We start from the raw sequence: 25,946 nt of genomic DNA on the forward strand, positions 1-25,946 counted from the left end.
CGGGCCTCCTTTTTGGTTTATGCGTGAATTTTTGATGTTTATGCGCCTGTTTTAGTGGTTTATGCGTGTAATTTTAAGGTTTATGCGCTATTTTTCTCTGTTTATGCGCCAAAATCAGCGATTTATGCGTATTTCATTTTTTCGAAAGAAAATATCTTGCACTTTTTCGATTGCCAACAAGCTTTAGATTCATTTTTCTAAGGAGATTTCGTAATATGTTCCGAGATTGTATTCCAAAAAGTTGCCTACACTCTTTTAAACTAATACCCCTCCCTAATATCAGCAAGTAGTCCCTAATCAACTGCACATGGCAATCTTTACATGTTTCACCACATCTATCACAATGCCAGGCTCCTTTTTTATAGGTCATCAAATGAAATCCGCACGCTTGGCACTTCAGTTCAAATACAAAATCATCTTCTGTAAGACCATATTTTTCTAACGTATTATTATATTTTGGTTTGTGCGAAGCTAGGATGGTTTTACTTAATTCGTTTAAATTACTTTGAGTTAGGTTAGCAGGATTCTGAATTTCTAACATCCGAAACTTTAATGGGAAGTTATCAGCATGTACATACATTTGCCTAGCCTCTTCGCAAGGTTCAACAAACTCGAAGATTGCACGACGATTTGTGGAGACTACTAAATTTATTATTGGATATGATTCAATACCGTGTTCCTCGAGCCACCTCATAAAATGAAAAGATTGTGTTTTGACTTGTGCTATTGGATTGGGAACTCTACTTTGCCGGCCGTCTACGTTTTGGATAAGTTGCTCATTACTTATTGTCAGTACACCCTTTAAATTTTTTATTTCTATTATAATGGCGAAGTGTGGCGTTAATATTAAGCAGTCTATTTGAAAGGCAAAACCACGATACGCAATTCGTATGTGGTGAAAAATTCGAATCTCATCTGAGTCTATTAATCTTGCATAATACTCAAACTCATTCTCACCCCAATCTCCCGCTTGGATTCTTCCGATACTATCGACTTCAGCTTTCAAACACCTTTTTATAGCCTCATCCACTTCACGAAGGATGGGATCCAACTTTTTAACAATCATTGTCGTCCACTCCTAAACTACTTCGTTCTGTCATCATCTATCAGTCCCTTTTTTCTTGCGACTTTATTCATATTTTTAATCTGCTGACGAGCGCACAACATCTCTTCTGTTTTTCCATAATGAAAAAATACAATGTCTCCGCTCGGGTACTTTGGGGAGCGGCCCACGCGCCCCGCTATTTGAACTAGCGCACTTTCAGAAAACACATCGTCTTCTGCTCCTAACACAGCGACATCAATATTGGGAACAGTAACTCCCCGCTCCAAAATGGTGGTTGTAACTAGTACAGGTACCTGTCCTTTTCGAAACGCGGCGACCTTCTCTTTCCGTTGTGGATCTTCTGAATGTACACCCTCAACAGAAAGGTCTATCGCGCGAAGTAATTTAACAACTACCTCAATCTGTGAGATCTTTGGTACAAAAAGAAATGCTTGTTTGCGAGCTACAATTCGTTTTTCAACCCACTCATACACATTTCGCGGCAATTTTCCTTTTTTTAAAAGCAACTTGGCCCAGTTGCCACACCATTCAAAGCGAGGTACAGGTAACGGATGACGATGAAATCGGGCTGGAATAACTACGGAAGGGTACCGTTTTTGAAGCTTACGGCTTGGGGTAGCGGTTAAATATATCATGGATGAGGTTTCCTTGCGAGCTTGCTCAACAGCATATTGTAGCATCGGTTCAACAGAGTAAGGAAATGCATCTACTTCGTCTACTATGACAACGTCGAAAGCACGATAATAACGGAGTAATTGATGAGTGGTGCTGAGCACAAGGGGAGAGATTTTCCCACGATCTTCACTGCCACCATATAAGGAGAGCACTTTTGTTTGCGGAAAAGCGGAACGAAAACGAGGTGTAAGCTCAAGGACGACATCTGTTCGAGGGGTAGCGATGCATACACGCTTCCCATCTTGCAGCGCATGCAGTATGCCTGGAAACAAAATTTCTGTTTTCCCAGCTCCACATACCGCCCAAATCATGAGCTGTTCATTGCTTGAAATAGCATGTACTAGCTTATTGCTAGCATTTTGCTGTGCTGGTGATAGCGTGCCTTCCCAGTTTAATATGTGGGTGCTAGCAGTAATTGTGCCTTCTTGCATCGATTGCGTCCTAGCAACATCGGCGCTACTATTCAATGAATTTGCACGGCTAGCGGTATTAGCGTCTTCCTGCATTGATTGCGTCCTAGTGCCATCGGAGTTTCCATTCAATCGCTGCGTGGCAGCATTTCCATCACTCTTCCTATCCTCCCCACCCCAAGATATCAATTCACTACACTCACTAACGCGTCCCATTGTGATACACTTCCGACAGTACACACATTGCTTTCCACACCGAGCACACGGATATGAGGCAAACAGCTCTTGCGTCTTATTGCCGCAGCGAACGCAGCTATAGCGTCCCTTGTCTGAGATTATGATCCCTTTTTGGACTTTTACTGGGATTGCATTCAGGTCTCCGTCAAACTCACTACGAAGAAGACGGCGACCAACTAGTTTGTTCATATTGAATCCCTCCTTACATCATCATAGTGGATGTTATAAATAGATGACAAACAGCGAAAATTCGATTTTCGCGGGTAACACTTAACTAAAACTAAATTTTGTGCTAAGGGAAAAATTAGTTTTTCGTTTCATATTTGCTGAGAAAACTCAAATACGCATAAATCTAAAAATTTGACGCTTAAACCCCTAAAACTCACGCATAACCGACAAAAACTAGCGCATAAACATGAAAAATTCACGCATAAACTCAAACATCCCACGCATAAAAAACGCAAACCTTAACCTTCCGATCTTCCACATCCCCAAAACGCTAACCTCAACCCTACAATCCTCCACATCACCAAAGCGCAAAACGCACCCCTCCGACCTTCCACATCCTCAAAACTCAAAAAGCCATCTACCACCTCCGAACTCCCACACCATCCCCAAAACGCAAAATACCATCTACCACCTCCGAACTCCCACACCACCCCCAAAACGCAAAAATAGCCGATTATCACACTCAAGTGATAATCGGCTACCTTTTTTCTACTATTACCTCTTCATCCACCCGAGTCCGAGTGCGCCTTCACCTAAGTGAGTCGCAATAACAGGACCGAAGTAGCTTAATGAAAATTCAACGTTTGGATATTTTGCTGCTAGCTCGCTCATGATTTCGCGCGCATCGTCTTCACGGTTTGCGTGAATTACAACGGCTTGCATCGGTTCGCCCATACAGGCTGCATCGTGAAAAATCTCATAAATGCGACCGAGTGCTTTTTTGCGAGTACGAATTTTTTCATACGGTACGATAACTTTGTCGACAAAATGAAGCAATGGTTTTACTTGCAGAATGCCACCAATAAAGGCTTGCGCACTGCTTAAGCGACCACCACGCTGTAAGTGTGATAAATCGTCAACCATGAAATAGGCACGTGCAGATTGTTTTAATGCATCTAATCGGGCGATGATGTCATCTGGATGCGCACCATTTTGGGCCATTTTAGCTGCTTCAATTGCATAAAACCCTTGTACCATACAGCTAATTTCAGAGTCAAACGAATATATCTTAAGGTCCTCTACCATTTGGCCAGCCGCTACTGAACCTTGATACGTTCCACTAATGCCACTAGATAAATGCACAGTAATAACCGCATCATATTCCTTAGCTAATTTTTCAAACAAATCAACAAATGCTCCGATGGCAGGCTGGGACGTTGTTGGCAGCTTCTCAGACGTTTTGATACGCTCAAAAAACTCTTCTGCTGTCAGATCGACTTCCTCTGAAAACGTTTCAGTACCAAAATTCACTACTAATGGGACCATGTGTATGTCAAACTGTTCGCGTAATTCTTTAGGAATATAAGCAGTACTGTCCGTTACAACTGCTGTTCTCATAAATGTACCTTCCTCATCTGTAATTTCGTCATAATGGAGCTTGTACCATTTTTCACGATAGTATTGTCCATTATACCATATATGACTATATTATAGATGTTTTTCCTTTTTTATGACAATTAATTATATTACTACAGTTACTATATATTTATTTTACTTCAACCCAACCGTTTTTAATCGCTACTACTACAGCCTGTGTACGGTCATTAACATTCATTTTTTGTAAAATATTACTTACGTGGTTTTTAACTGTTTTCTCACTAATAAATAATGCTTCGCCAATGGCACGGTTACTTTTTCCATCCGCAAGCATTTGTAGCACTTCACATTCGCGACGCGTTAATATATGAAGCGGACGCTTTACTTCGCCTTCTGCTATTGCCACTCCACCAAATGCTCGTTGTCCATCGATTAAGCGACGGTATTCTTTAATTAAGTTGTGTGTGACGCGAGGGTGAAGGTACGAACCGCCTTCAGCAACCACTTTCACAGCTTCTACAAGAGCATCCGCATCCATTTCCTTCAGCAAATAGCCTGTTGCGCCTGTTTTTAAAGCATGTGTAACATATGATTCATCATCATGAATAGATAGAATAATGACTTTTGTTTCAGGGAATGCTGCAATTAGTTGACGAGTTGCCTCGACGCCGTTTACATTTGGCATATTAATATCCATAATAACTACATCCGGCTTGTGCTTAATAATTAATTGTAGTGCTTCATCTCCATCGTTGCCTTCCGCAACCACTTCGAAATCTGCTTCAAAATCTAAAATACGTTTTACACCTTCACGAAATAGACGGTGATCATCAATAATAACTATAGAAGTTTTTGTTTGCGTACTCATACTTTCGCCTCCCCAGTTTTCCTTTCTACGGACTAACTGTTAGTTGTTAATGGCACTTTAATTCTTATGGTTGTTCCCGAATCCTTTGCTGATTGAAAAGTAATATCTCCACTTAACAATTCAACTCGTTCTTTCATTCCTATAATGCCATAGGATTGTTGCTTTCTTACACCCGGGTCAAAACCAACCCCATCGTCTTTTATCATTAGCATAACATGGTTTTTTGTAATTTCAATCTTTACTTGAACATGACTCGCATCCGCATGTTTAAGAGTGTTTTGCACGGCTTCTTGAACGAGTCGAAACAGTGCAACCTCAAGACGAGAACTCAGTCTTACATCTTGAGCTAAATTATTAAAATCAATTTTAGGCACACCCTTATTATATTCTTCGATAGTATCTAGGTATTTTTTGAGGGTCGGAATCAAACCTAAATCATCTAATGCCATCGGACGTAAATCATAAATGATCCTTCGCACTTCGTATAAGGCGGAACGAACCATTTTTCTTAACTCCCGAATCTCCTGAAACCCTTCATTTGCTCCACGCTCACGAAACACTCTGTCAATTAGTTCGGAACGCATCATGACATTAGCAAGCATTTGTGCAGGCCCATCATGTATTTCTCTTGATAGACGCTTACGTTCGTCTTCTTGTGCTTCAATGATTCGCAATCCAAACTCCTGTTTTTGTTTAGCGTCCTGCAGCACCTCACCTACGTGACGTAAATCATTGTCTAAATAATTCAAAACAACTGAGATTTGACTAACTAGTTGATCAGCGCGTTCAATCGTTGCCTCTAAGTTGCGAAGCCTGCGTTCTAAGTCATCACGCTTTTCACGAAGCTGGCGCTCTTTTTCCCGCACAATAGTTAAGTCCATTTGGAATTTGTGCGCTTTTTCATATGCCTCGCGTATTTGTGTTTCTCCAAATTCGTTAAAATTACTACTCACAACAGACAAACGGTTTCTAGCAAGCTTACTCTTTTTTTCAAGATCATCTCCATCAGTGATAACCTTGTCCACTTCTTCTCGTGTTTTTTCTAGCTCAGCTTTAAGCACCTCAAACTCCTGACGAGAGTGCTCGCTAATTAGAAATATCTCATCTTTGCTATTATGAACGGTTTCCACCATTTTCTCGAGTATTTCATCTAACATTTTCACGTCAAAATCTTTTGTCGCCATATGTAAGTCCCCCTCGAACTTCCGGGATGATATACTCTTATTGTACGTTATTTTTAAAATTTTTGTTGCATTTTTTTCAATGTACGTAAGGAATTAGACGATTTATAATTCATTGTATCTAAAAGAATTGCCGATTTATAATTCTTTATATCTAGAAATTTTTTACAAACCATGATTCCATTTGCCTAACAAATGCATTTTACTTAAGGAATTTGACGATTTATAATATAAAAGTGTTACAGAAAGGATGTTGAAAATACATGCTACACTCATATTTTACAGTAAAAGCAGCCGGAGAACATGAAATTGAGATACAACGCTCGCAATTTATCGCACACATACAAAGAGCTACATCTGAGGAAGAAGCACAAGCCTTTATTCAAAAAATAAAAAAAGAGCATGGGAATGCTAATCATAACTGTTCTGCATATTTAATTGGTGAAAATGATCAAATTCAAAAAGCGAATGACGACGGGGAACCTAGTGGTACAGCAGGGGTTCCCATGTTAGAAGTATTGAAAAAAAAGCATCTGAAGGATACGGTCGTTGTCGTAACTCGTTACTTTGGGGGCATCAAGCTTGGTGCGGGAGGGTTAATCCGCGCATATGGAAAGGCTACTTCTGAAGGTATCGATCATATTGGTGTAGTAGAGCGTAAGCTGATGCGTGTTATGCATACAAAAATTGAATACACGATGCTAGGCAAGGTAGAAAATGAATTACGTGCTTCCATTTATACTATTAAAGATATCCATTATCTTGAGGATGTTGAAGTAGAAGCATACGTTGAGGAAGGCAGTAAAACGGCATTTACTGACTGGATGACAGAATTAACGAACGGAAAAGCTAATATTACTGAAGGAATTGTCACATATTTAGAAGAGGACGTAGTTTAATACTTACGTTTTTCGGAAAATAAATATATATACACGTTAGAAAAAATTTCATTTTACAACAACGATGTAGCCGATGTAAAATGAAGGTTAGTTTGATTTTTCATATAAGCAATCTCTAAAAAGAAGAAGGGGATAACCATGGCTCAAAATGAGCGAATAAAAAGGCTACAACAAAAAAAGCATAAAAAGCGCAGAATGTTAACAATAATTGGAGTGCCGCTACTCGTACTGCTACTCGCAACCGTTAGCTACGCAGGCTTCTTATACTGGAAGGCAATGGACACACTAAACACGATGCCTAACGAACTAGAAAACACAGAAGATGTCGCTGAACATGACGTTGCTGTTGGAGGGAAGACTACAACAAAGCGTGACAAAGGCAACATTTCGATTTTATTCATGGGTATAGATGATAGCATGTCCCGAAATTATAATTCGGCAACGCGGACTGATGCACTTATGCTTGCTACTTTTAATAAAAAGGATAAATCAGTTAAGCTATTAAGCATTCCGCGTGATACGTACACATACATTAACGCAGAAGGCAAGTACGATAAAATCAACCATGCGCACGTTTTTGGTGGCGTACAAGGTACAGTTGATGCTGTCGAAAGCTTATTAGAGATTCCGGTTGATTATTATGTGAAAATGAACTTCTATGCGTTTATTGACGTTATTGATGTTCTTGGCGGAATTGATTATGAAGTTCCTTTTGAAATGCATGAAAAGGATACCGAAGATAATCACAACGCCATTCACTTAAATCCAGGCATGCAAACTCTTACTGGCGAGGAAGCATTAGCGCTCGCTCGTACACGTAAGTATGACAGTGACTTAGAACGCGGGAAGCGTCAACAAGAAATAATGAAGACCATTCTTGCAGAATCAGCATCTGTTGGTGCGATTACAAAATATAGTCAGATTATCGACGCTGTTGGAAACAACATGAGTACAAACTTAAAGCCGAATGTAGTTAACTCCATGTTTAGCTTCGCTACTGGTGCTAATATTGAATCGTTACAGCTTGATGGTGAAAATGCTCGAATTGACGGTGTGTATTACTACAAGCCAGATGACACAGCATTAGCTACATTAAGTAGTTCCTTGCAGCAACACTTAGGCATTACGCTAGTTGACGGCAGCAACACGATCGCCGCTGAAGAAGTTGAAGATAAAGAATAAAAGTAAAATCCCGGTACTATAATTGGTACCGGGATTTTTTTGTGGTGCGTGGCAGCTTTGTCAGCTGTTTTGTATGGACGTGAAATGTACATGCGGTGGATGTCATTTGTTTTGGTTCGTTTTATATGGACGGCGAAATGTACATGATGGACAATGAAAAAATGTAAAATACGCATAAAAGGAGAAAATTGGCGCATAAATCATCTTAATTGGCGCATAAACGACTAAATTTCACGCATAAACCAGAAAAACTCACGCATAACATCGAAAATTTGGCGCATAAATCTATTCTTCAACATACAAAGCAATCACAAACACACAATTTACAAACGCAAAAAACGAGAGGCCCCGTAGACCTCTCGTTTGTCGTTTTGTCGTTTTGTCGTTTTTAATTTCATGCAAAATTTATCCTCTAGATCTTGCGTAAATCGCTTCTAGTGTTTTTAATACTGGACGGTGATGTTGTCCCATTAAGCCGATTTTCTCGGCACCTACTTCAACAATTAGTAGTAGCGTTAATACAATCATACCTGAGATCCATGTATGGGTTACTGTAGTAAATACAAACGCAGTTAAACCAAGCAAAGCACTTAAACCGTAAATGATTAACACTGTTTTCGGGTGGCTGTAGCCTAAACGCAATAAACAGTGATGTAAGTGTGATTTATCTGGTGCCGACAGCGGCTGTTTGTGCAATATACGACGAATAATCGCAAAGAACGTGTCCGAAATTGGTACACCTAAAATGATGACTGGGGCAATGAATGAGATTACAGTTACGTTTTTAAAACCTAATAATGACAGTACTGCAATCATAAAACCAAGGAACAATGCTCCTGTATCACCCATGAAAATTTTTGCTGGGTAGAAATTGTATAACAAAAACCCAGTTGTGCTACCAATTAAGATTAAACCAATGGCAATAACAAACGGTGCACTTGCATTGCCAATAACCATCGCCATACCAGTAATGGTTACAAGCGCAATCGTTGAGACACCAGCTGCTAAACCGTCTAAGCCGTCAATTAAGTTAATGGCATTTGTTATCCCGACGATCCACAGAATAGAAAGCGGAATCGCCAGCGGACCAAAGTCAAGCTCAGCACCAAAAGGTAACGTGATGAAATCAATATCAATCCCACCGTATATAACGACTACAGATGCAGCTGCTATTTGTGCGATAAATTTAACTTTCGCTGAAAGCTCTCTCATATCATCCAAAATTCCGGTAATGATAATGATAGTGCTTCCGATAATTATCGGTATCATATATGAACTGTCAGGGCGTAATACTAACACGCCGACAATAAAGCTCAAGTATATTGCCAGTCCGCCTAAACGTGGCATTATTTTTTGATGTACTTTTCGATGATTAGGCTTGTCAGTTGCTCCGATGACAAAAGCCAGCTTTTTTACTACGGGAGTTAAAAGCACTGAAGCGATAAAACATAATACTAAGGTTACATAAACCAATTGGAGACCCTCCCCTAAAAAATAGCATATCCATAATTGTTGTTCATCAATACGTTTTTTTATACCAAATATGTAACCAACTGCAGGTACACAATGAGCATTATATCACAAGCAATCTAGTAGTTGTAAATAGTATTTTTTTCCTCACATTATTTAAATTATAGTAAGTCATTTTTCCTCACATATTGTAAATTATAGCAATTCACCCACATTTTTTCTACAAGGTTCAACAGCTTTTCGCGAATTTTCTACCTCCTTACTTAACAATTTTTGCTATAATAGTTTCATATTCTACAAGTTTTTAAGATTTAGGAGGGAGTCTATGCTTCATATGAAAAAACGCATCATTATCCCCGTTATCGCAACCCTTGGAATTACAGGCTTTGCCGTCACTGCTCAAGCTAGTGAACCTGTATTAGCGAGCGTCGAGTGGGTTTTAGCTAAAATAAACCCATTATCAGAAAAAGTCGAACAGCTAGAAACAAAAGTCCAGACACTTGAATCAAAAGTTATCGAGCTTGAAGCTGAGCTTGATAAGCTTACGAATTAAGGTGCTATTATGAAAAAGTATTTGTTTATTATTATTTGCGGACTTTTATTGCTTTCGACACCGTTAACGCATGTTCTTGGCTCAGGTACAATTACTCCTCCCACATATGAGACGGAAGTAAAGGTAAAATTGTTACCAACTCCAACATTTAAATTTTTAATTAGTGGCACTTACATAATTGTGAACCTTGATAACCTTACAACACTGGAAGCACCAGACGTTGATTTTTCACAAGAGGAAGGAAAAATCACAGCAACTATAGGTGATACTAAGCACGTATCTGCAAACGGATTTGCCGTTTACGAAAATGAGCCAAACGATACAAATTTTGTTGCCATTGAAGGCATTCAAGGTAGACCTGATGTGAATAAAGATGGTAAACCAGATCCTATTTCATATCGTGGATCATTCGAAGTGTATCCAGGTGAATTAGCTCCTACACTTTTTAACATACTAGATATGGAAGGTTATTTAAAAGGTGTTGTGCCAAGTGAAATGATACCATCTTGGCCGCTTGAGGCGTTAAAAGCGCAAGCCGTTGCCGCGCGAAGCTACGCTTATGTGTCTATGCTATACAAAGACTATCTTGAAATGACGGTAGCAAGTCAAGTGTACGCTGGAAAATCTCGTGAAACAACGGCAACAAACCAAGCTGTCGATGAAACAAAAGGCATTTACGCAATTTATAATGACAAACCGATTCACGCCTTTTTCCATGCAAGCTCCGGTGGGGCTACAGAGAATTCAGAGTTTGTGTGGTCCAATCCAGTGGATTATATAAAAAGTGTGCCTGACCCGTATGATGTTCCAAGTGACAAAAATCCGAACCCTTATCACAATTGGAAGGCAGTTCGTGACGTACAAACACTGGCTGAAAAATTCACGCTAACAGAAAATGAAATCATTACCTCTATTCGTATTACGGAAAAAACAAAAACTGGACGCGTGCAGCAAGTGGCTGTTGAAACGTACGATAAAGAAGTAAAAAATTATCGCACCTTTACTTTAAAACCAGAGCTTGTTCCCTCTGCTGATCGCTTCCGTCAAATATTTGACGGACTGCGAAGCACAAAGTTTGATATAAAAGCTGATTCAGCTGTGAAAATTATGCAAGCAGATGGATCTGTTGTCGAAAAGGACGCTGTTTTAGGTTTACAAATACAAAAGGCAGACGACACAACAGCCATTATAGAAGACTTAAACTTACAATTAAGAGATGTCAACGGACCTTTGTTCCTACAAACACAGCCACAAACCTACACGTTTGACGGAGATGGCTGGGGCCATGGTCTCGGGATGAGTCAATGGGGCGCTCGCGGCATGTCAGAACAAGGAAAAACATTCGAAGAAATTATTAAACATTACTACACAGGCGTCGAAGTAGGACCACTACCGCAAGCTGAGTAATAATGCTAGAAATAATAAGTGATAGAAGATAGACATGTAGCGAAAAACAACAACAACGGTTAAATTAAAGAGCCTATAAAAAAGAAGCTAATCACTCACGATTAGCTTCCTTTTTTGTCTCTAGACTTTCTATTATAGTAACTAGCTCTTCACCAGTCATTTCATCATTTACATTGATACGTTTCACTCTTAGCGGATTATCACCAAAATAATTCAAGCCTTCTTCAACTGTATAAACGAGAGTATGATCTTCGGCCACTAATTTTTCAATGTCTTCATTGTATGCACCGTATGGATATGAAAAAGCAAACACATCACTGCCCACCTGCTCTTCAATCATATCAATCGCATATTCTAAATCCTCTTCAACCCGCGATAAATGTTCTTCAAGAAGCTCATCTTCTAGCGTGATCATCGCCTCTTGACCAGCTTCATTATTTACGCGATAGTGAAGATCGTTCGTGTGATTTTCAACCTCAATCACACCAGATGCTTGCATTCTTCGTAGCTCAGACCAATCTGAGAAAGGTAACCCTAGTCTCTCACCTGTTTCAACATGTTTCGTAATAACAAACAAAGTAGCTTCATATCCTAACTCTTGTATAATCGGATAGGCTTCGTCGTATACACTTTTGTAACCATCATCTATCGTAATAACAAAAGGCTTTTCTGGTAATTCAACAGTTTCACCGTTCAAGAATTTAACTAACTCTTCACTTGTAATCGTGTCATAGCCTTGTTTTTTTAAATAAGCTAATTGCTCTTGAAAATGTTCAGGGGTAACGTTAATAGTTGGAAATGTAGGATCCTCATCAAATGTATGGTACATAAGAACTGGTATACCTTGATTTATCAATTGTTTTTGCGACAATACAATCGATCTCATTTGAGGTTCTACCTGCGCTTGCGCCGTACAACCGATTAAGCTGATTGTAATCATCATAATAGTTAAAAGTTTCTTCATTTCGATGCGGCCCCCTTTACAAATCTCCTAAAAACTTACACGGTACAAATGACACAATAGATTTATCTATAAACTTAGATTTGATTTCTGCTCCATTTGCGCTCGCTTTCCGCGGGGTGGCCGTGAGCCTCCTCAGAGCTAAAGCTCTTGCGGGGTCTCACGTCTGCCACTATCTCCCGCAGGAGTCTCGCGCATTCCGCTGAAATCAAGACTTTTTTGTATAAGTTGTGCTACTCTTATCGTCTAAGAAAAAAACAATCTATGAATCTCGCAATATAGTAAACAACACGTTAAGAAAAGCGCAAGGCGCCGGCCTACGGCGACAAGCACCAGACGAGCGCCGCCGGAAGTCCTGACTTCCAGAGGCGATTGGCTTGTGACCTCGAGCCGTTGGCGCCTGATGCTAGACACTAGTCTAGGTAAAAAGCTTATACTTTCCTATACGCAAAAAAAGCACTAGTCCATGAGAACTAGCTATTCTACTAATATTATACTATTCTATTAAATAAAAAACCAAAGGTAAATTTACCTAAGGTTTTTTGGTGTCTTCTGTTTGTTGCGTGTCAGGTGATTGTTCGTCTTGAATTTCTTGCTCATCGTCTTGAGCTTCCTCCGCACCTTGAACATCTTCTACTCCTTGCGCTTCCATGTATTGCAGCGTTCTGTATATAAACGCTGAGAACTGTGCACGAGTAGTTGGCGACTCTGGCATAAAGTTGCCGTTGGAACCTTTAGCGATGCCTAGTTGCGTGATCGTTTTAATAGCGTCAAAGCCTCCGACTGTTTCAGAGACATCATTATAGCTTGTAAACTCTGCATTCTCAGGCGCTTCCAACCCAAAGGCACGGACTAATACCATCGCCATATGGCGGCGTTTCATAGGTTGATTTGGCATGAAGCTACCGTTTGAGCCTTGAAAAATGCCGTTTTCATACGTCGCCATGATTTGTTCCACCGGCCAGCCGGCTACGTCGTTAAACACTGGCTCTTCTTTCGATAATGGCAGGCCTAGCGTCGATACTAGCATCGATGCTGCCTGATAGCGTGTTAATTGACGATAAGGATAAAACTTCTTTTCTTCTAAATAGCCTGAGATAATCTTCTTATCAAATAGATGCATGATCGCTTCATAATGTTCATACGTGCGAGGTACATCAGTAAATGTTGTGTTTTTATAATCTTGAAGCTTTGCCTCGACTCGCGCGATATCTTTATCAAGTTGCGTTACCTGCTTGTCCACTTCGTCTATATCTGTCTCGACCGTATTAAATTGTTGCTCGACCCACGGCGCCGTCGCGGCTTCTAGTACTTCATCCTCTGCCGTTGTTGTTGCTGTGCTGCATCCCGCTAACACAACTAGAAGTAGAATTACATATAGTATGCGTGTCATGTCGGTCTCTCCTCTGCCATAAAAAAATTATGCGTTAGCTTTTTTTCTTAATACACGTTTCTTAAGCATGTTGTATTCTTCAAAACCTAGTACTTTTAATAGAAGGAACGTCCCCAATACAAATACAATTCCACCAACTATAAATGTTAGCAACGTTGATGAAAAGCTAATCCATCGTGCTGAACTGTACAAAATGGCTGTTAAACTTACAAGAAAAACAACAAGCTTCATTAACTCTTTACTGTCCTTCGTTATGCTTAATTTTAGCATAAATTGTGCGGCTAAAATGAGAAGGAAATAGTTAGCAATCGCACTAATGGTAGTACCCCAAGCTACTGCTTCTGCTCCGAGATTTTCAAGCAACCAAATCGTGACAAGCACGTTAATCCCAAATACAGAAATGACATTCAAAACGACAGGCATGTTAGATCGCTCTAAAGCGTAGAAGAAACGCGTAATATATTGCCCACTCGCCAAAACAAACATTGATAACGCGAAAATTTGCAGCAGTGGTGCTGTCATGTCTGATGATTGTCTGTCGAAGTTTCCGTATTCAAAAACTAAGATAACAATTTCTTTTGCGTAGAAGTAAAGAAACACTGTAACTGGTAGGAGCAACAGCATTAACCAGCGCATTCCCTTTGAGTATAAATCTTTGAAATCATCGAGCTTGTTCTCAGCCACCTTCTGTGACATGAGTGGGTAAATAACAGTCGTAACAGCCGTAATTAAAACGGCTTGCGGAAACTGCGTCAGCTTTGATGCGTAGTTTAACGAGGCAATCGCACCTTCCTCGAGCTGTGAAGCAAAGAAACGTTGAATGATAAAATAAAATTGTAACGTCGCTCCACCAATCATAAGCGGAATTGACATTTTTAATACACGCCATAAATCTGGTGAAAATTTAAAGTTCAGGGCAAATGTTGCATGCTTGCCTGTTCGCACGCCACGAATCAGCATGTAAAGCCCTAATATCGCACCGGCTAAAATCCCTGCCCCGTATGCATGCACGCCAAACAACGGTTGAAGTGCTACGGCAACAACAATAATTAGTAAGTTGTTCATCAGTGTCGATGTATTCGATAAGAAAAAGCGCTTATGTACGTTAAGTAAGCCACTTAACCAAATTGATAACACTAAAATAAGTGTCGTTGGTGCCATCCAGTAAAACAATTCCTTCGTAATCGAGAATTGCTCTCCGCTTAAGCCAGGGAATAATAAAGCTAACAAGCCATCTGCGAATACGAACAACAACACCGTCGTTACGACCATGATTATTAAAATAAAGGTAAACAACGAGGTCATAAAGCGCTCACGCTTTTCCCCATCGGCTATTTTATGATAAATCGATATAAAGGCTGTCGTGATAGAACCACCGACAACAATATAGAAAAACATCGGAATAGTGTAAGCCGTAATAATACTATCTGCTAAAAACGACGTGCCATAGTGATAGCCGATGATAAGCTCTCGGACAAATCCGAGCAGTCTTGACACGACATTAATTAAGGCAACGCCACCGATTAATTTTAAAAAGTTATTATTCATATATATATCGCCACTTCCAGCTTTTTATGTAATTCGACAGTTGTCAACATTATATATCATAACATAGCAACTATACGAGAGTGAATAAAACTTCCCACGTAAAATTTGGGATTGAGGTCGTTCGAACTTAAGCGTATGTTAGGGTCGCTACTGTCACATGTACGAGTGATTTCTTATTTCTTTTTATAAAAAATAAGCGAGCGCCTGTGCACTCGCTGAATATTATTTAGTGTAGTAATCAAGGATACCTTGGTAAATAGCGTTAGCATATAAGTCGTGGTAGGTAGCTGACTTTAGTTTTTGGGCGTCATCATCGCTCGTCAGGAAACCTAGTTCGACAAGTACGCTTGGGACGTCATTATTGCGAATAACGTAGAAGCGTTCGTCTTTAATGCCACGGTCTGCCATGCTTGCTTGCTTTACCAATTGTGTTTGGATTGTGTCCGCTAAAGCTTTGCTTTCGGCTGCATTGTCGTTTTCTGTTGTGTCATAATACGTTTCTGATCCATCTATGCTCGGTTTAGATGGTAACGCATTGGCATGAATACTGACAAACAGCTCTCCATATTCATTAAACGTCTTTTCAACACGTTCACCTAACGATAGAAATACATCGCTATCTCGTGTCATCACCACTTTTGCACCGGCGTCTTCTAGGAGATCACGTACCTTTAGTGCAACAGATAAATTAACATCTTTTTCTCGAATGCCAAAGTATACAGCACCTGGGTCTTTGCCGCCATGACCGGCATCAAGGACGATGATACGGTTTTTTAGAACTGGGGCGTTAACATTTTTTAGCTTTAAGTATGATTTGTGTACGTATGCTTTTGAGCCGTTGTATACAATTTCTGCCCAATAGCCGTAAAGGTGGATGACTTGTACTTGCTCACCGGGGAGTAGCTTCCCAATGACTTGGCTATTTAATGTAGCTAAGTTACGTACATTCAAGCCACTATCAGCCGTTACGATACCTATCATGCTTGCAGCACTAGCGGCTGGGTCGATGCGAAGTTCGTCTCGAATTGCTCTTGATAAAATAACAGCGAAATCACGACGTGTCGCCTTCTCTTCTGGTCGGAAGATAAAGCCGCTCGCTTCGACAATTCCTTCATTATACAGTGTCTCAATATTGTTTTTCGCCCAATAATTGATGGACACATCTGTAAAGCTGCTTTCATCAACTTTGTCTACATTCATGTTGAAGGCCTTCACTACCATTTTTGTTAGCTGGGAGCGTTTCAACTTGTTTTCAGGTCCGAATAGACCGTTTTCATAGCCTGATAAAATCCCGAGTTGCACAGCACGCTCGATGTAGCCTGAAGCCCAATGCGTAACTGGTACGTCTGGGAATGTCGGTTTTTCAACAACACGCTGTTCTTCGCCTAACGCCTCTACGAGCATTTTAGCTGCTTGCGCACGCGTTAAGTTGTTTTCCGGCTTAAAGTACGCTTGGCCATTAAGCTTGTACCCAATAATTACGTCTGTCATGTACAAATAATGAATTTCTTTCGTGTTAAGGTCCTCTGCACTAACATCTGCAAAGTATTGTGGAATTGAATTAAGGAATACTTCCTTCGAATCTAGCTCCACAACTGGAACAACAACTTCCTCTGTTTCTACCGGTGGTGGTGTTGATTTTACAACTACACCACGAATAACTTTTTTCACTTCAGCTTCGTCACAGGGCGTCGATTCTGTTTCAGTGTCTGACGTGTTTTCACTTGCATCTTCTGTTGAGCTTCCGTCTTCTGAAGTGTTGTCTTCTGGTGAAGTCTCATCTTCCGTTGAAGTTTCATCTTGTTTTTCACAAGCGACCGGATCCGTCTCGTCTGATGCTGCAAGCACACTGTCTGACATGAAAATCGACATAACCATGACGATCGAAAGCAACAATGCCAATAACCCTTTTTGCGACATCTTTCGTACCGCCTTTCAGCAAAATGTGACAACGCCTACTACTAGAATAGCACACTCTTAGCCTACGTTTAATAGCCTATTAGTTTTGGGTAGATATTACCAAAACGCAAGGCAGAGTGGGGACGGTTCTTGTACTGCCAACCTAGGCAGAGTGGGGACGGTTCTCATGCTGCCATCCCTCGCTTTCTGCATGTAGAAGGAAGCATGAGAACCGTCCCCATGCTTCCAAAAAGCAGCAGGAACATAGCCTGCTGCTTTTGTTTTTAATTGTTTTATTGGTTTATTGGTTTATTGGTTTAACGTACGATAGAGGAACATGCTGTATTGCGCACGTGTGACTGGGTTGTTGGCGCGATACGTGTTGTCTTCTTCGTATCCTGTTGTAATTCCACTTGCTTTTAACGCTGAGATTTCTTTGTAAAACCAGTGATCTTTTGGTATGTCAGCAAAGTCTGTTTCTGCTTCACCTGTTAAGTTGTAGGCACGATACAGGATTGCTGCCATTTGTCCGCGAGTCAAGGATCCAGTTAAATCAAATGAACCATCATCTTTCCCTGTCATAATGCCAGCTGCTGCAACAGCTTTAATAGCATTGTAATATGGATGATCCGTTGGCACATCCGTAAATCCTGGCTCGGGTAAATCTTTAGTGTTAAGCCCTAGTGCGCGTACCATCATGACAGCCGCGTGCATTCTCGAAAGTTTTGCATTCGGTTTGAACTCTCCATTGTCATAGCCCGTAATAATACCGCGGTCACGAAGAGCTATAATTCCTTGTTCTGCCCAATCACCTGTCGGAACATCTAAAAATTGTTGCTCCACATATGACTTGTCATAAATAGCCGTCATTTTATCAAAATATAAGCTTGTCTTTGTTTGCTCTTCTTCTACCGGCTCAGCCACATAAATTTGCTTTAGCTTAAGTGGCATCGGTAAACCTTCTGGAATATCAGCGCGAACAAAGCGCCAGCCTTTCCAGTTAAGCCCGTTGTCTGCTGTTAAGTTAACCGTATGCTCTTTTCCATCACCAGCTAGGATTTTAGCGCGCAACCAATGCTTGCTACCTTCACTATATACCCACATACCAAGCTGCTTTGGATAGCCTAATAACTCGATAGGATTTTTCGCATTCATATATACCGCCGTTGTCCCAGGCTCTTCACCAGTAAAATCATAGTTAAGCTTTAATGATGAATCACCTTCACGGAACGGCTCATCTTCTTGAGCCATTGCTACGTTTCCTGTAGCACGAATACCTTCAACTTCCCAATTATCAGCTATATCTAAACCATCAATTAAAATTGGCTTTGTATCCACGATAACAGGAATAGTTATTGTTTTTCCTGCTAACGTTACTTGAATCGTACCTTCTGCATTTTCCGTACCAGTCACAAACGTACCTGTTTGATCAACGGTACCGATATCGCCTTCTAGACTCCATTTTACTAACGCTGGATCAAATAAAATTTTATTTCCTTCTTCATCAAAAGCTTGTACCTGTAGCTTTGTTGTAGATTCTTTCCCTATTACGATTGATGTTGGTGACACTTTAATGTTTGGAATTGAATCAACAACATCAACGAAAAGCTGTTGACTAGCTCCCTCATACGCAGCTACGATTTGATGTTTACCAGCTTGTTTCGCTGTAAAGCGCATATTATCTACGATTCCAACGTTGCTATCGTATATAAATGATAGTTTTTCTTTTTCATATTTTAATGGATTCATATATTCATCAAGCACATAATCAAACGCGAAATCTACTGTCGTACCTGTTAGAATTTTCGCTTTAGGCTCTTTAACGTTTAAATATCTCGGTTGGCCGTACGGTGCTGTACTCACCGCTTGTAAAATTGTTGATACGCTTCGTTGAAAACCACCTGATGGAGAATTTACAACCGTTGCATTTGTATCACCATATTGACGAATCGCCATAGTAGTCGAGCCGCCACCATCGAGATTTAAGGCACTATCTACTCCTAATGATACTAAATACTTCGCGAACTCTTCTAATCCCATGCCGTCACTATAGTCTTTTTGACGACCATCGACTGTTACAAAAAACACTTTATTTTGATCATAATCAATAGCGACAGCTGTACGTGGATGACGCTCTTTGGCACGCTTACTGTCTTTATTAATATACAAATCTACTTTTCCGTCTTTCACAAGAATTGGACCACTCGCGAGCATAAACTCTGCATTTTTCCACTTGTCCTCTAAATCGATGTTTAACTCGACCTCATCACCTAATGCGATGTCTTTGAATTGTTCCGCTAACACCCCACCAGCAATCGAAATCACCAAGCCATCCTTTGGAATTTCCGAGTTTCCAATTCCATAAGGAGCAATTTTAGTGATCGTGCCGGTAACTGTTTCACCAAATTCAAAATTAGCATCTAAAGGCTTTGACAAGTTTTGAATCACAACTTCCATTCCATATTGATTTGTTCTTGTTGATGTAAAGCTGTACTGTGGCGTGTACGCGATAATTTCTGCTGTACCGCGTTGTTTATTAAAGCTCGTTATGTTCCACTCGCTATTGTCTATCGCCATTTTCGCCTTATATTGAAAGGTATCGATTTTCGGCGTACCGTCTTCTAGCATTCCAAAGGCTGTAGGTATACTCATATACTCATCTAAGCCTGTCGAAATTACACCAAGGTTTAAAAGCTTATTATTATATGCAACTAAATACGCTGGTAGTTTACTAGATGTCATATGATAAAAAGAACCATTAATTGCACCCACAACATGATGATTAGGGCGTGTATTCATTTCGGCAAATTTTGTTGTTGGCATTAAACTTGTTAGAGGATTGTTATACCCCAATTCAACTTCAGCGAAAGGGTTGTCCAAGTCTACTTCAAGAACCCGAATCTCTTGCTTTTTATCTTGTTCTACTAATCTTTCATTTATATACGTTACACCTGGTGATACGGCATAGGCATCGACGACTTCCTTCGCTGCAAAACCAATATTAGCAGGTAAAACAAGCTGAGAAAATAACACAGTTGCCGCGGCTAATCCTTTAATCTGTCTTTTCATAAGATGAACATTCAGCTCCTTTATTTGAATCCCCTTTTTAAATAGTAACGCAAATTCTCTTTATTTTGTTGAACGTTGCTTGTATTTCAATAAAATACCAAGTTCCGAGATATTCGACATGTTCTTTCAGTAATAGAAGACAATGCGCCTCCTCAACAATAGTAATATGACAAATTTCTTTCCTGGGAAATAAACTTCGACTTATTATTTATAACATTTGTGTAGTAAAACTAGCAATAAGACTATAGATGGAGAATTTTCCCTATCAATTACACTATTTGTCGCATTATAATGTTTAAAAGTTACATTATTTCATAGATTTTGTTTGTAAGGTCGGTAGGCGAAATGAACCGTTTGTGAGGAGGCAAGTTTTGTGGACATTCATGAGAGAGATGGGTGGGTACGCGTATTGTCTTAGTAGTGGTGCGTTCTGGTTTAATTCGCGGATAAGTGCGTTCGAGTTTAATTCGCGAATAATTGATAAGAGTCACGAAAAGGAATCGTAATTATAAGGGAAAAGTTGGATTATGTTGTGTGATTTATGGCAACTTGGTGAATATCGACATGAAAGCGGTAGATATTCGACACGGAAGTGGTAGATATTCGACACAGAACCGGTAGATATTCGACACAGAACCGGTTATAAGTGCTGTTAAGCCAACTAGACTACTAGAACATCGTCACATTAGTGGTAGATTATCGACATGGAAGTGGTAGATATTCGACACGAAACCGGTAGAACATCGACACAAGTGTAGAAAATTCTACTGAGACTAGTAGAACTTCAACACATGAGCGCTAGAAACTCGCTCGAGACTAGTAGAAAGCCTACACGGAACTGGTACAACTTCGACACCAGACTAGTAGAAATCAACACGAGAGTGGTAGACTACCTTCCGCAACAAACCACTTCTACCCAAGCTAAAAGGCTAGCACTCGCTAGCCTTTTACAGATACTTCTTTATATGTTGTTGTATCCTCTTGCTTTTTCATAATAAAACCAAGCATTGCTCCTGCTAATAGAAGTAAACCACTCGTAACAAAAAATACGGAAGAGATACCGAAGAAGCCAGCAATGACACCTCCCATAGCAGGCCCAATGACATTACCAAGAAAGCGAAAGCTTGCATTATAGCCTAATACTTCTCCTTGGATAGATACAGGAGCGGTTTGTCTAATAAAAGCCGTTCGACAAGGAATCACGCCACCGATTACCGCACCAAGCACAAACCGCAGCAAAGTAAGCTGCCATATGTCCGTGACAAAGGCTTGCGGAACATAGACGACGGCTGACAGTATGAGTAAAATAAAAAGTATTTTATCGTGTCCCACTCGGTCCCCCCATTTCCCCCACTGCCTTGTAAAAAGTAAATTCCCAAGTCCAGTAGCTGAAAATGCGACCCCCGATAAAAAGGCGATGTTCTCAATCGACACGAATTCCTCCACATAAAGCGCAAGAAGTGGCTGAATGGCAAAGTGTGCAATTTGAATAATCATTGATACAAGCATGATCATAAGTAACATTGGTGTTGTGAAAATATAACGCAATACTTCTCGACCTGTAAGTTGTTTTTCATTTGCTTTGTTGTCTTCCATACGCACTTCTTTTATACCGAATAATACGAAGCTAGATGCTATAAACGTGACAACAGCTGTAATTAAGAATGTATACTCGAATCCTACCGTGTCGGCGAGCAACCCTCCAAGTAAAGGACCAAATAACGAGCCTGTTACATTCCCCGTTTGTAACGTACCGAGCGTTCGACCTGCAATCGCTTTTGGTGTTTGCGCAGCAATAAGCGCCTGGCCCATCGATATAAATCCTGCAAACAATCCCATAAACATTCGTAAACCAAACAGCATGTAAACCGACGAGACATATCCCATTAAGAGAACACAAATAGAAACACCGTATCCGAGAATGAGTAGCACCTTTTTTCGTCCATATTTATCGCCGATTCGGCCCCAAATAGGTGAAAAAATAAATGCTGTTATAAAGGTGACCCCAAACACAAGCCCTGACCACAATTGAATAAAATCATGTGAATAACTGCCGAGTGTTTTTATATACAACGATAAGAACGGCAGGATCATCGTCAAGCTACCAGCTATAAAAAAATTAGCAATCCACATAATGACGACATTTTTAGTTTGTTGTGATTTAATTTTTAACACCTTCTGTTTTATAAAAATATTTCGTTTTACTAAATATTATACATATATACGCACTTTTATGAAACTAAAAAACATCGCACCGGTCTTAAGCAATATTTAATTAAACTTTTTTCGACAATAGTCATAACTAAATGCTCAATTATTATGAACTTTTATGGCGATACATTGAGAACTTAGTAGATTTGTTGTAAGCTAGATTTGGAAAAACTTTCTTAAAACTACAAATTTCGACTTTACCGTTTTTAAAAATAAGGGAGGTACACTCTTTATGACAATAAATAAATATTTAGCAGCAACTATCACGACAGCACTCGTTGCTAGTCTTGCTACTCCATCATACAGTCATGCCGATACAAAGGAATTTTCAGACCTTAAAGAGGGTGACGCATTTTACAAAGAAGTGCAAACACTCGTTAAGCAAGGGATTATTAATGGCTATGACGATGGTACATATCGACCAAATCAGAAGATTATTCGTGGTCAAGCGGCAAAGCTATTTGCTCGTGCTTTAAAAATCGACACACCTGACAACATCGGATCTATCCTTGAACATTACCCTGATATCCCAGCAGGAAGTGAGTTTGCTGATGCTGTTGTAAAAATCAACAGTGAAGGCATTTTAACAGGAGATGAAGGTACATTTAGACCGAGTGCAGAACTAACACGCGACGTTATGGCGTTGTGGCTTGTTCGCGCCTTCGACCTAGAACCAGTTCCAGATGTTAACGTACCGTTAACTGACCTTGATAAAATAGAAGCAGAATACATCGACGCAGTAAAAATTTTATACCAAAACGGCATAACAACGGGACGTAATGATGGCAGCTATGATCCTAAAGCGACCGTGACTCGAGGCCAGTTCGCTGCTTTTATGTATCGTTGCTTATACCAAGTTGTATCTATTGAAGCTATACCAAGTGATGTAATCGATATTGAAGAAGAAGTGGATCTTGAAAAAACAGTGCGCGTGGCTCTTAGAAGTGGAGACATCGTTGAGGTTGACCTCGTTTGGCAAACGGATGACATTGATTTTTCTGAACCAGGTAAGTATGAGCTTGAAGGTTATTTACAAGGATTGCCTACCGTAAAGGTATCAAAAACAGTCATTGTCGAGGATAAGCCTTTATCGGTAAAAAAAATCGATACACCAAACCTATCGCAAATCGAGTTGGAACTAAATCACAGTAGATATACACTTAGTGAATTAATAGATAAAGATACGTATAACATTATAGATTCTAATAACAAATCTTATGACATCGAAAGCATTATCGTTGAAGGTACACGTGTAACACTAACATTAGCTACACCGATAGAAAACGGCACAGTTGTAACCTTAACGTTTAATGAAACACCGTTACGCGACATCAAGCCGATTAAAGTATTAGCGGAAGATGATACCGCTCCAACTATCACCAGCATTAAACCATTAAATTGGTCACGTGTGAAGATTACATTTAATGAACCTTTACAATTAAACACAAAAAATGAAGCCGAAGTGTTAGACCGAAATATACTAGCTGCGTTTAAAATGAATAACGGGGCGAATCCGATTAAATCTATTACTGTAAAAGATTATGGTAAAGTGGTTGATATTCAGCTAGACAGACAGATGAAGGCTGGGGAGAACACTATCACTTTTACCGATTCATTACAGGACGGTGCTGGCCTATCTTTAGAAGAACTTGAAAAAACGTTTGACGTTGTAGAGGACAAGCAGTTTCCTAAGCTTATCGAAGTGAAAGATGTTAAGCCGTACGAGATGACACTCGTATTTGATGAGGAAATTACACTACCAGCATATAGACCGGAGCTACGCTTCCATCATACGAGTCGCAGTCTTGATGCAACATCTGTGTTTCAGAAAAATGATTTTGAGGTTATAGTGTATTTTGACAAGGCACTCGTACTTGATGAAAAAGCTGCCATCTTTTTAGACACAGGTGCCGTAATAGATACGTGGGGAAATGAAAGTTGGTACACGCGCCGCATGGGCATCGTCAAGGAAGATACGGCAGTGCCTGAGCTTGAACAAGTAACTATGTTGAAAAAACAAGAAACAGAAAGTGATTTTGTTCAAGTTCGTGTAGAGTACAACGAAATCCTAGACTCAAAATCAGCAACTAATATAGAAAACTATCAAGTAAGCAATTCAGATGGCGATAGCATTGACATTCGCGACGTTATTTTAACAAAAACAAATGAAGCAAAAACAACGGTTTTACTAACTCTGAACGCTAAGTACGGAGAGTTCCTCAAGGATACGTATCATGTAGAGGTTAACGATATTACCGATTTATACGGCAACACACTTGAATCAGCTGCTATATCATTTACAGATGGTAGTGAAACGGCACCAAGTGGATTTGAGGCATTTATTTTATCAGATAATGATAAAGTGAGCTTCGTTATCGATTTTGGTCGCGAGATGGCAGAAGACGGTCCATTATCTATTGATGAGCTTAGCAATTACGCGATTAAAATTAATGGAGATGAGTGGCAGCTAGCCGACTTGCATCTTGACCCTTCTGTAGATGTTGTCATAAAAACGTATGACAACGGACGCACTGCTGAAATCATTATGCAAAAGCAGGCAACGGGTTCAAAATGGGACACTCTTTTAAAAGCAGTAACAGACGCCGTAGCGAAAAACGATTTTAGTAACGTAGAGCTGTTTGTATCAAAAATTGAAGATAAACGCGGCAATCATACGGAACAATGGCGTAATGAGATTGAAATAACTGGTAAAGACACACTTGAGCCAAAGCACATATATGCTACTGACTTACAGCTCATAGAAATTAATGTAGATGACGAGCTTATTCACTTTAATCCAGACGACTTTATCATTTTTGCTGATAAAAATGGTGACAAAAAAGCAGATGCAGGCGAACGTTTAGACTTCACAGCCGAGCTTACTGTAGATAATGACACATCTACTATCGGTTTTGAACTGGAAGAAGAGCTAGACGGACGAGCTAGACTTGACGGGGCTTCGATTATTATTACATCAAGCAGCAGTGTTGATACAGAAAGTCGCTTTGGACAAAAGCTGTTATTGGATCGCATCGTCGTACGCGATGGGATTGCACCAAAGCTTATAAAAAACAATGCGGTTACAGCGAGCGGTACTCCAAACGGCAGCACCGCATACATTAAGCTTGAATTTACAGAAGATCTCGATGCGTCTACTGTTACGCGCTTAAGCTTCACAATTGATGAAGATGGCTACTATATTGAAGATGCAGAGGTTGATGATAACATCGTCACGTTAACAGTGGACCTTGGCGATAAATCCCTTGCTGAGCTAAAAGAAGCAGGCATCACGCAAATCGCACCAATTAGTGATGTGAATAACAACATTACAACGGACCTTGAGGGTGAGATTAACTAAATAAGATAGACAAA

17 protein-coding genes are annotated in these 25,946 nt (G+C 40.0%); 5 read left to right on the plus strand and 12 right to left on the minus strand.

Going from position 1 to position 25,946, the window contains the following annotated elements; genetic code table 11:
- Positions 1 to 133: 133 nt before the first annotated feature.
- The 5 genes from EJF36_RS18135 to EJF36_RS18155 all read right to left on the minus strand — a co-directional run bounded on the left by EJF36_RS18135 (position 134) and on the right by EJF36_RS18155 (position 5,985).
- The gene (locus EJF36_RS18135; protein WP_125907641.1) at positions 134 to 1,066 is read right to left on the minus strand and encodes a nuclease-related domain-containing protein; all 933 of its coding nucleotides are present in this window, start codon (positions 1,064 to 1,066) and stop codon (positions 134 to 136) included.
- A 17-nt stretch (positions 1,067 to 1,083) separates the two neighbouring features.
- Complete coding sequence (locus EJF36_RS18140; RefSeq protein WP_260471938.1) at positions 1,084 to 2,577, minus strand: DEAD/DEAH box helicase; 1,494 nt, start codon at positions 2,575 to 2,577, stop codon at positions 1,084 to 1,086.
- Between the two features lie 534 nt (positions 2,578 to 3,111).
- Positions 3,112 to 3,954: a DegV family protein gene (locus EJF36_RS18145; protein WP_125907642.1), complete on the minus strand. Its 843-nt coding sequence runs from the start codon at positions 3,952 to 3,954 to the stop codon at positions 3,112 to 3,114.
- Positions 3,955 to 4,102: 148 nt separating this feature from the next.
- A complete protein-coding gene (locus EJF36_RS18150) occupies positions 4,103 to 4,801 on the minus strand; it encodes a response regulator (protein ID WP_125907643.1) in 699 nt (232 codons plus the stop codon).
- Positions 4,802 to 4,833: 32 nt separating this feature from the next.
- Positions 4,834 to 5,985: a sensor histidine kinase gene (locus tag EJF36_RS18155; protein ID WP_125907644.1), complete on the minus strand. Its 1,152-nt coding sequence runs from the start codon at positions 5,983 to 5,985 to the stop codon at positions 4,834 to 4,836.
- Between the two features lie 260 nt (positions 5,986 to 6,245).
- Here EJF36_RS18155 and EJF36_RS18160 point away from each other — a divergent pair, with 260 nt between their 5' ends.
- Positions 6,246 to 6,881 carry a YigZ family protein gene (locus EJF36_RS18160; RefSeq protein ID WP_125907645.1) on the plus strand — a complete coding sequence of 212 codons (636 nt, stop codon included), beginning with the start codon at positions 6,246 to 6,248 and terminating at the stop codon, positions 6,879 to 6,881.
- A gap of 138 nt (positions 6,882 to 7,019) precedes the next feature.
- Complete coding sequence (locus EJF36_RS18165) at positions 7,020 to 8,063, plus strand: LCP family protein (protein ID WP_125907646.1); 1,044 nt, start codon at positions 7,020 to 7,022, stop codon at positions 8,061 to 8,063.
- Between the two features lie 405 nt (positions 8,064 to 8,468).
- Here EJF36_RS18165 and EJF36_RS18170 read toward each other — a convergent pair whose 3' ends face one another.
- The gene (locus EJF36_RS18170; protein WP_125907647.1) at positions 8,469 to 9,536 is read right to left on the minus strand and encodes a glycosyltransferase family 4 protein; all 1,068 of its coding nucleotides are present in this window, start codon (positions 9,534 to 9,536) and stop codon (positions 8,469 to 8,471) included.
- A gap of 322 nt (positions 9,537 to 9,858) precedes the next feature.
- Between EJF36_RS18170 and EJF36_RS18175 the strand changes: the two genes are divergently transcribed.
- Complete coding sequence (locus EJF36_RS18175; RefSeq protein ID WP_260471939.1) at positions 9,859 to 10,086, plus strand: hypothetical protein; 228 nt, start codon at positions 9,859 to 9,861, stop codon at positions 10,084 to 10,086.
- A 9-nt stretch (positions 10,087 to 10,095) separates the two neighbouring features.
- A complete protein-coding gene (locus EJF36_RS18180) occupies positions 10,096 to 11,493 on the plus strand; it encodes a SpoIID/LytB domain-containing protein (protein ID WP_125907648.1) in 1,398 nt (465 codons plus the stop codon).
- A 91-nt stretch (positions 11,494 to 11,584) separates the two neighbouring features.
- Here EJF36_RS18180 and EJF36_RS18185 read toward each other — a convergent pair whose 3' ends face one another.
- The 6 genes from EJF36_RS18185 to EJF36_RS18210 all read right to left on the minus strand — a co-directional run bounded on the left by EJF36_RS18185 (position 11,585) and on the right by EJF36_RS18210 (position 22,496).
- Positions 11,585 to 12,457, minus strand: coding sequence for a polysaccharide deacetylase family protein (locus tag EJF36_RS18185; protein ID WP_125907649.1), 873 nt, complete (start codon positions 12,455 to 12,457; stop codon positions 11,585 to 11,587).
- 529 nt (positions 12,458 to 12,986) lie between these two features.
- Positions 12,987 to 13,847: an S-layer homology domain-containing protein gene (locus EJF36_RS18190; protein ID WP_125907650.1), complete on the minus strand. Its 861-nt coding sequence runs from the start codon at positions 13,845 to 13,847 to the stop codon at positions 12,987 to 12,989.
- A gap of 27 nt (positions 13,848 to 13,874) precedes the next feature.
- A complete protein-coding gene (gene murJ / locus EJF36_RS18195; RefSeq protein WP_125907651.1) occupies positions 13,875 to 15,395 on the minus strand; it encodes a murein biosynthesis integral membrane protein MurJ in 1,521 nt (506 codons plus the stop codon).
- A 222-nt stretch (positions 15,396 to 15,617) separates the two neighbouring features.
- A complete protein-coding gene (locus EJF36_RS18200) occupies positions 15,618 to 17,315 on the minus strand; it encodes an N-acetylmuramoyl-L-alanine amidase (protein WP_125907652.1) in 1,698 nt (565 codons plus the stop codon).
- Positions 17,316 to 17,603: 288 nt separating this feature from the next.
- Positions 17,604 to 20,363, minus strand: a complete 2,760-nt coding sequence (locus EJF36_RS18205; protein ID WP_125907653.1) for an S-layer homology domain-containing protein — start codon at positions 20,361 to 20,363, stop codon at positions 17,604 to 17,606.
- Positions 20,364 to 21,302: 939 nt separating this feature from the next.
- Positions 21,303 to 22,496: an MFS transporter gene (locus EJF36_RS18210; protein WP_125907654.1), complete on the minus strand. Its 1,194-nt coding sequence runs from the start codon at positions 22,494 to 22,496 to the stop codon at positions 21,303 to 21,305.
- Between the two features lie 310 nt (positions 22,497 to 22,806).
- On the opposite strand from EJF36_RS18210, the gene EJF36_RS18215 reads away from it, so the two are divergent.
- Positions 22,807 to 25,932: an S-layer homology domain-containing protein gene (locus tag EJF36_RS18215; protein ID WP_125907655.1), complete on the plus strand. Its 3,126-nt coding sequence runs from the start codon at positions 22,807 to 22,809 to the stop codon at positions 25,930 to 25,932.
- The last annotated feature ends 14 nt before the right edge of the window (positions 25,933 to 25,946 follow it).

Origin of the sequence: Bacillus sp. HMF5848 (assembly GCF_003944835.1) — a bacterium.
Lineage (GTDB): Bacteria > Bacillota > Bacilli > Bacillales > HMF5848 > HMF5848.

Coding starts and splice junctions, on each gene's coding strand:
- EJF36_RS18145 (WP_125907642.1), bottom strand. CDS start 3,954: ATGAGAACAGCAGTTGTAACGGACAGTACTGCTTATATTCCTAAAGAA.
- EJF36_RS18185 (WP_125907649.1), bottom strand. CDS start 12,457: ATGAAGAAACTTTTAACTATTATGATGATTACAATCAGCTTAATCGGT.
- EJF36_RS18215 (WP_125907655.1), top strand. CDS start 22,807: ATGACAATAAATAAATATTTAGCAGCAACTATCACGACAGCACTCGTT.
- murJ (WP_125907651.1), bottom strand. CDS start 15,395: ATGAATAATAACTTTTTAAAATTAATCGGTGGCGTTGCCTTAATTAAT.
- EJF36_RS18175 (WP_260471939.1), top strand. CDS start 9,859: ATGCTTCATATGAAAAAACGCATCATTATCCCCGTTATCGCAACCCTT.
- EJF36_RS18155 (WP_125907644.1), bottom strand. CDS start 5,985: ATGGCGACAAAAGATTTTGACGTGAAAATGTTAGATGAAATACTCGAG.
- EJF36_RS18205 (WP_125907653.1), bottom strand. CDS start 20,363: ATGAAAAGACAGATTAAAGGATTAGCCGCGGCAACTGTGTTATTTTCT.
- EJF36_RS18150 (WP_125907643.1), bottom strand. CDS start 4,801: ATGAGTACGCAAACAAAAACTTCTATAGTTATTATTGATGATCACCGT.
- EJF36_RS18180 (WP_125907648.1), top strand. CDS start 10,096: ATGAAAAAGTATTTGTTTATTATTATTTGCGGACTTTTATTGCTTTCG.
- EJF36_RS18165 (WP_125907646.1), top strand. CDS start 7,020: ATGGCTCAAAATGAGCGAATAAAAAGGCTACAACAAAAAAAGCATAAA.
- EJF36_RS18160 (WP_125907645.1), top strand. CDS start 6,246: ATGCTACACTCATATTTTACAGTAAAAGCAGCCGGAGAACATGAAATT.
- EJF36_RS18135 (WP_125907641.1), bottom strand. CDS start 1,066: ATGATTGTTAAAAAGTTGGATCCCATCCTTCGTGAAGTGGATGAGGCT.
- EJF36_RS18140 (WP_260471938.1), bottom strand. CDS start 2,577: ATGAACAAACTAGTTGGTCGCCGTCTTCTTCGTAGTGAGTTTGACGGA.
- EJF36_RS18190 (WP_125907650.1), bottom strand. CDS start 13,847: ATGACACGCATACTATATGTAATTCTACTTCTAGTTGTGTTAGCGGGA.
- EJF36_RS18210 (WP_125907654.1), bottom strand. CDS start 22,496: ATGTGGATTGCTAATTTTTTTATAGCTGGTAGCTTGACGATGATCCTG.
- EJF36_RS18200 (WP_125907652.1), bottom strand. CDS start 17,315: ATGTCGCAAAAAGGGTTATTGGCATTGTTGCTTTCGATCGTCATGGTT.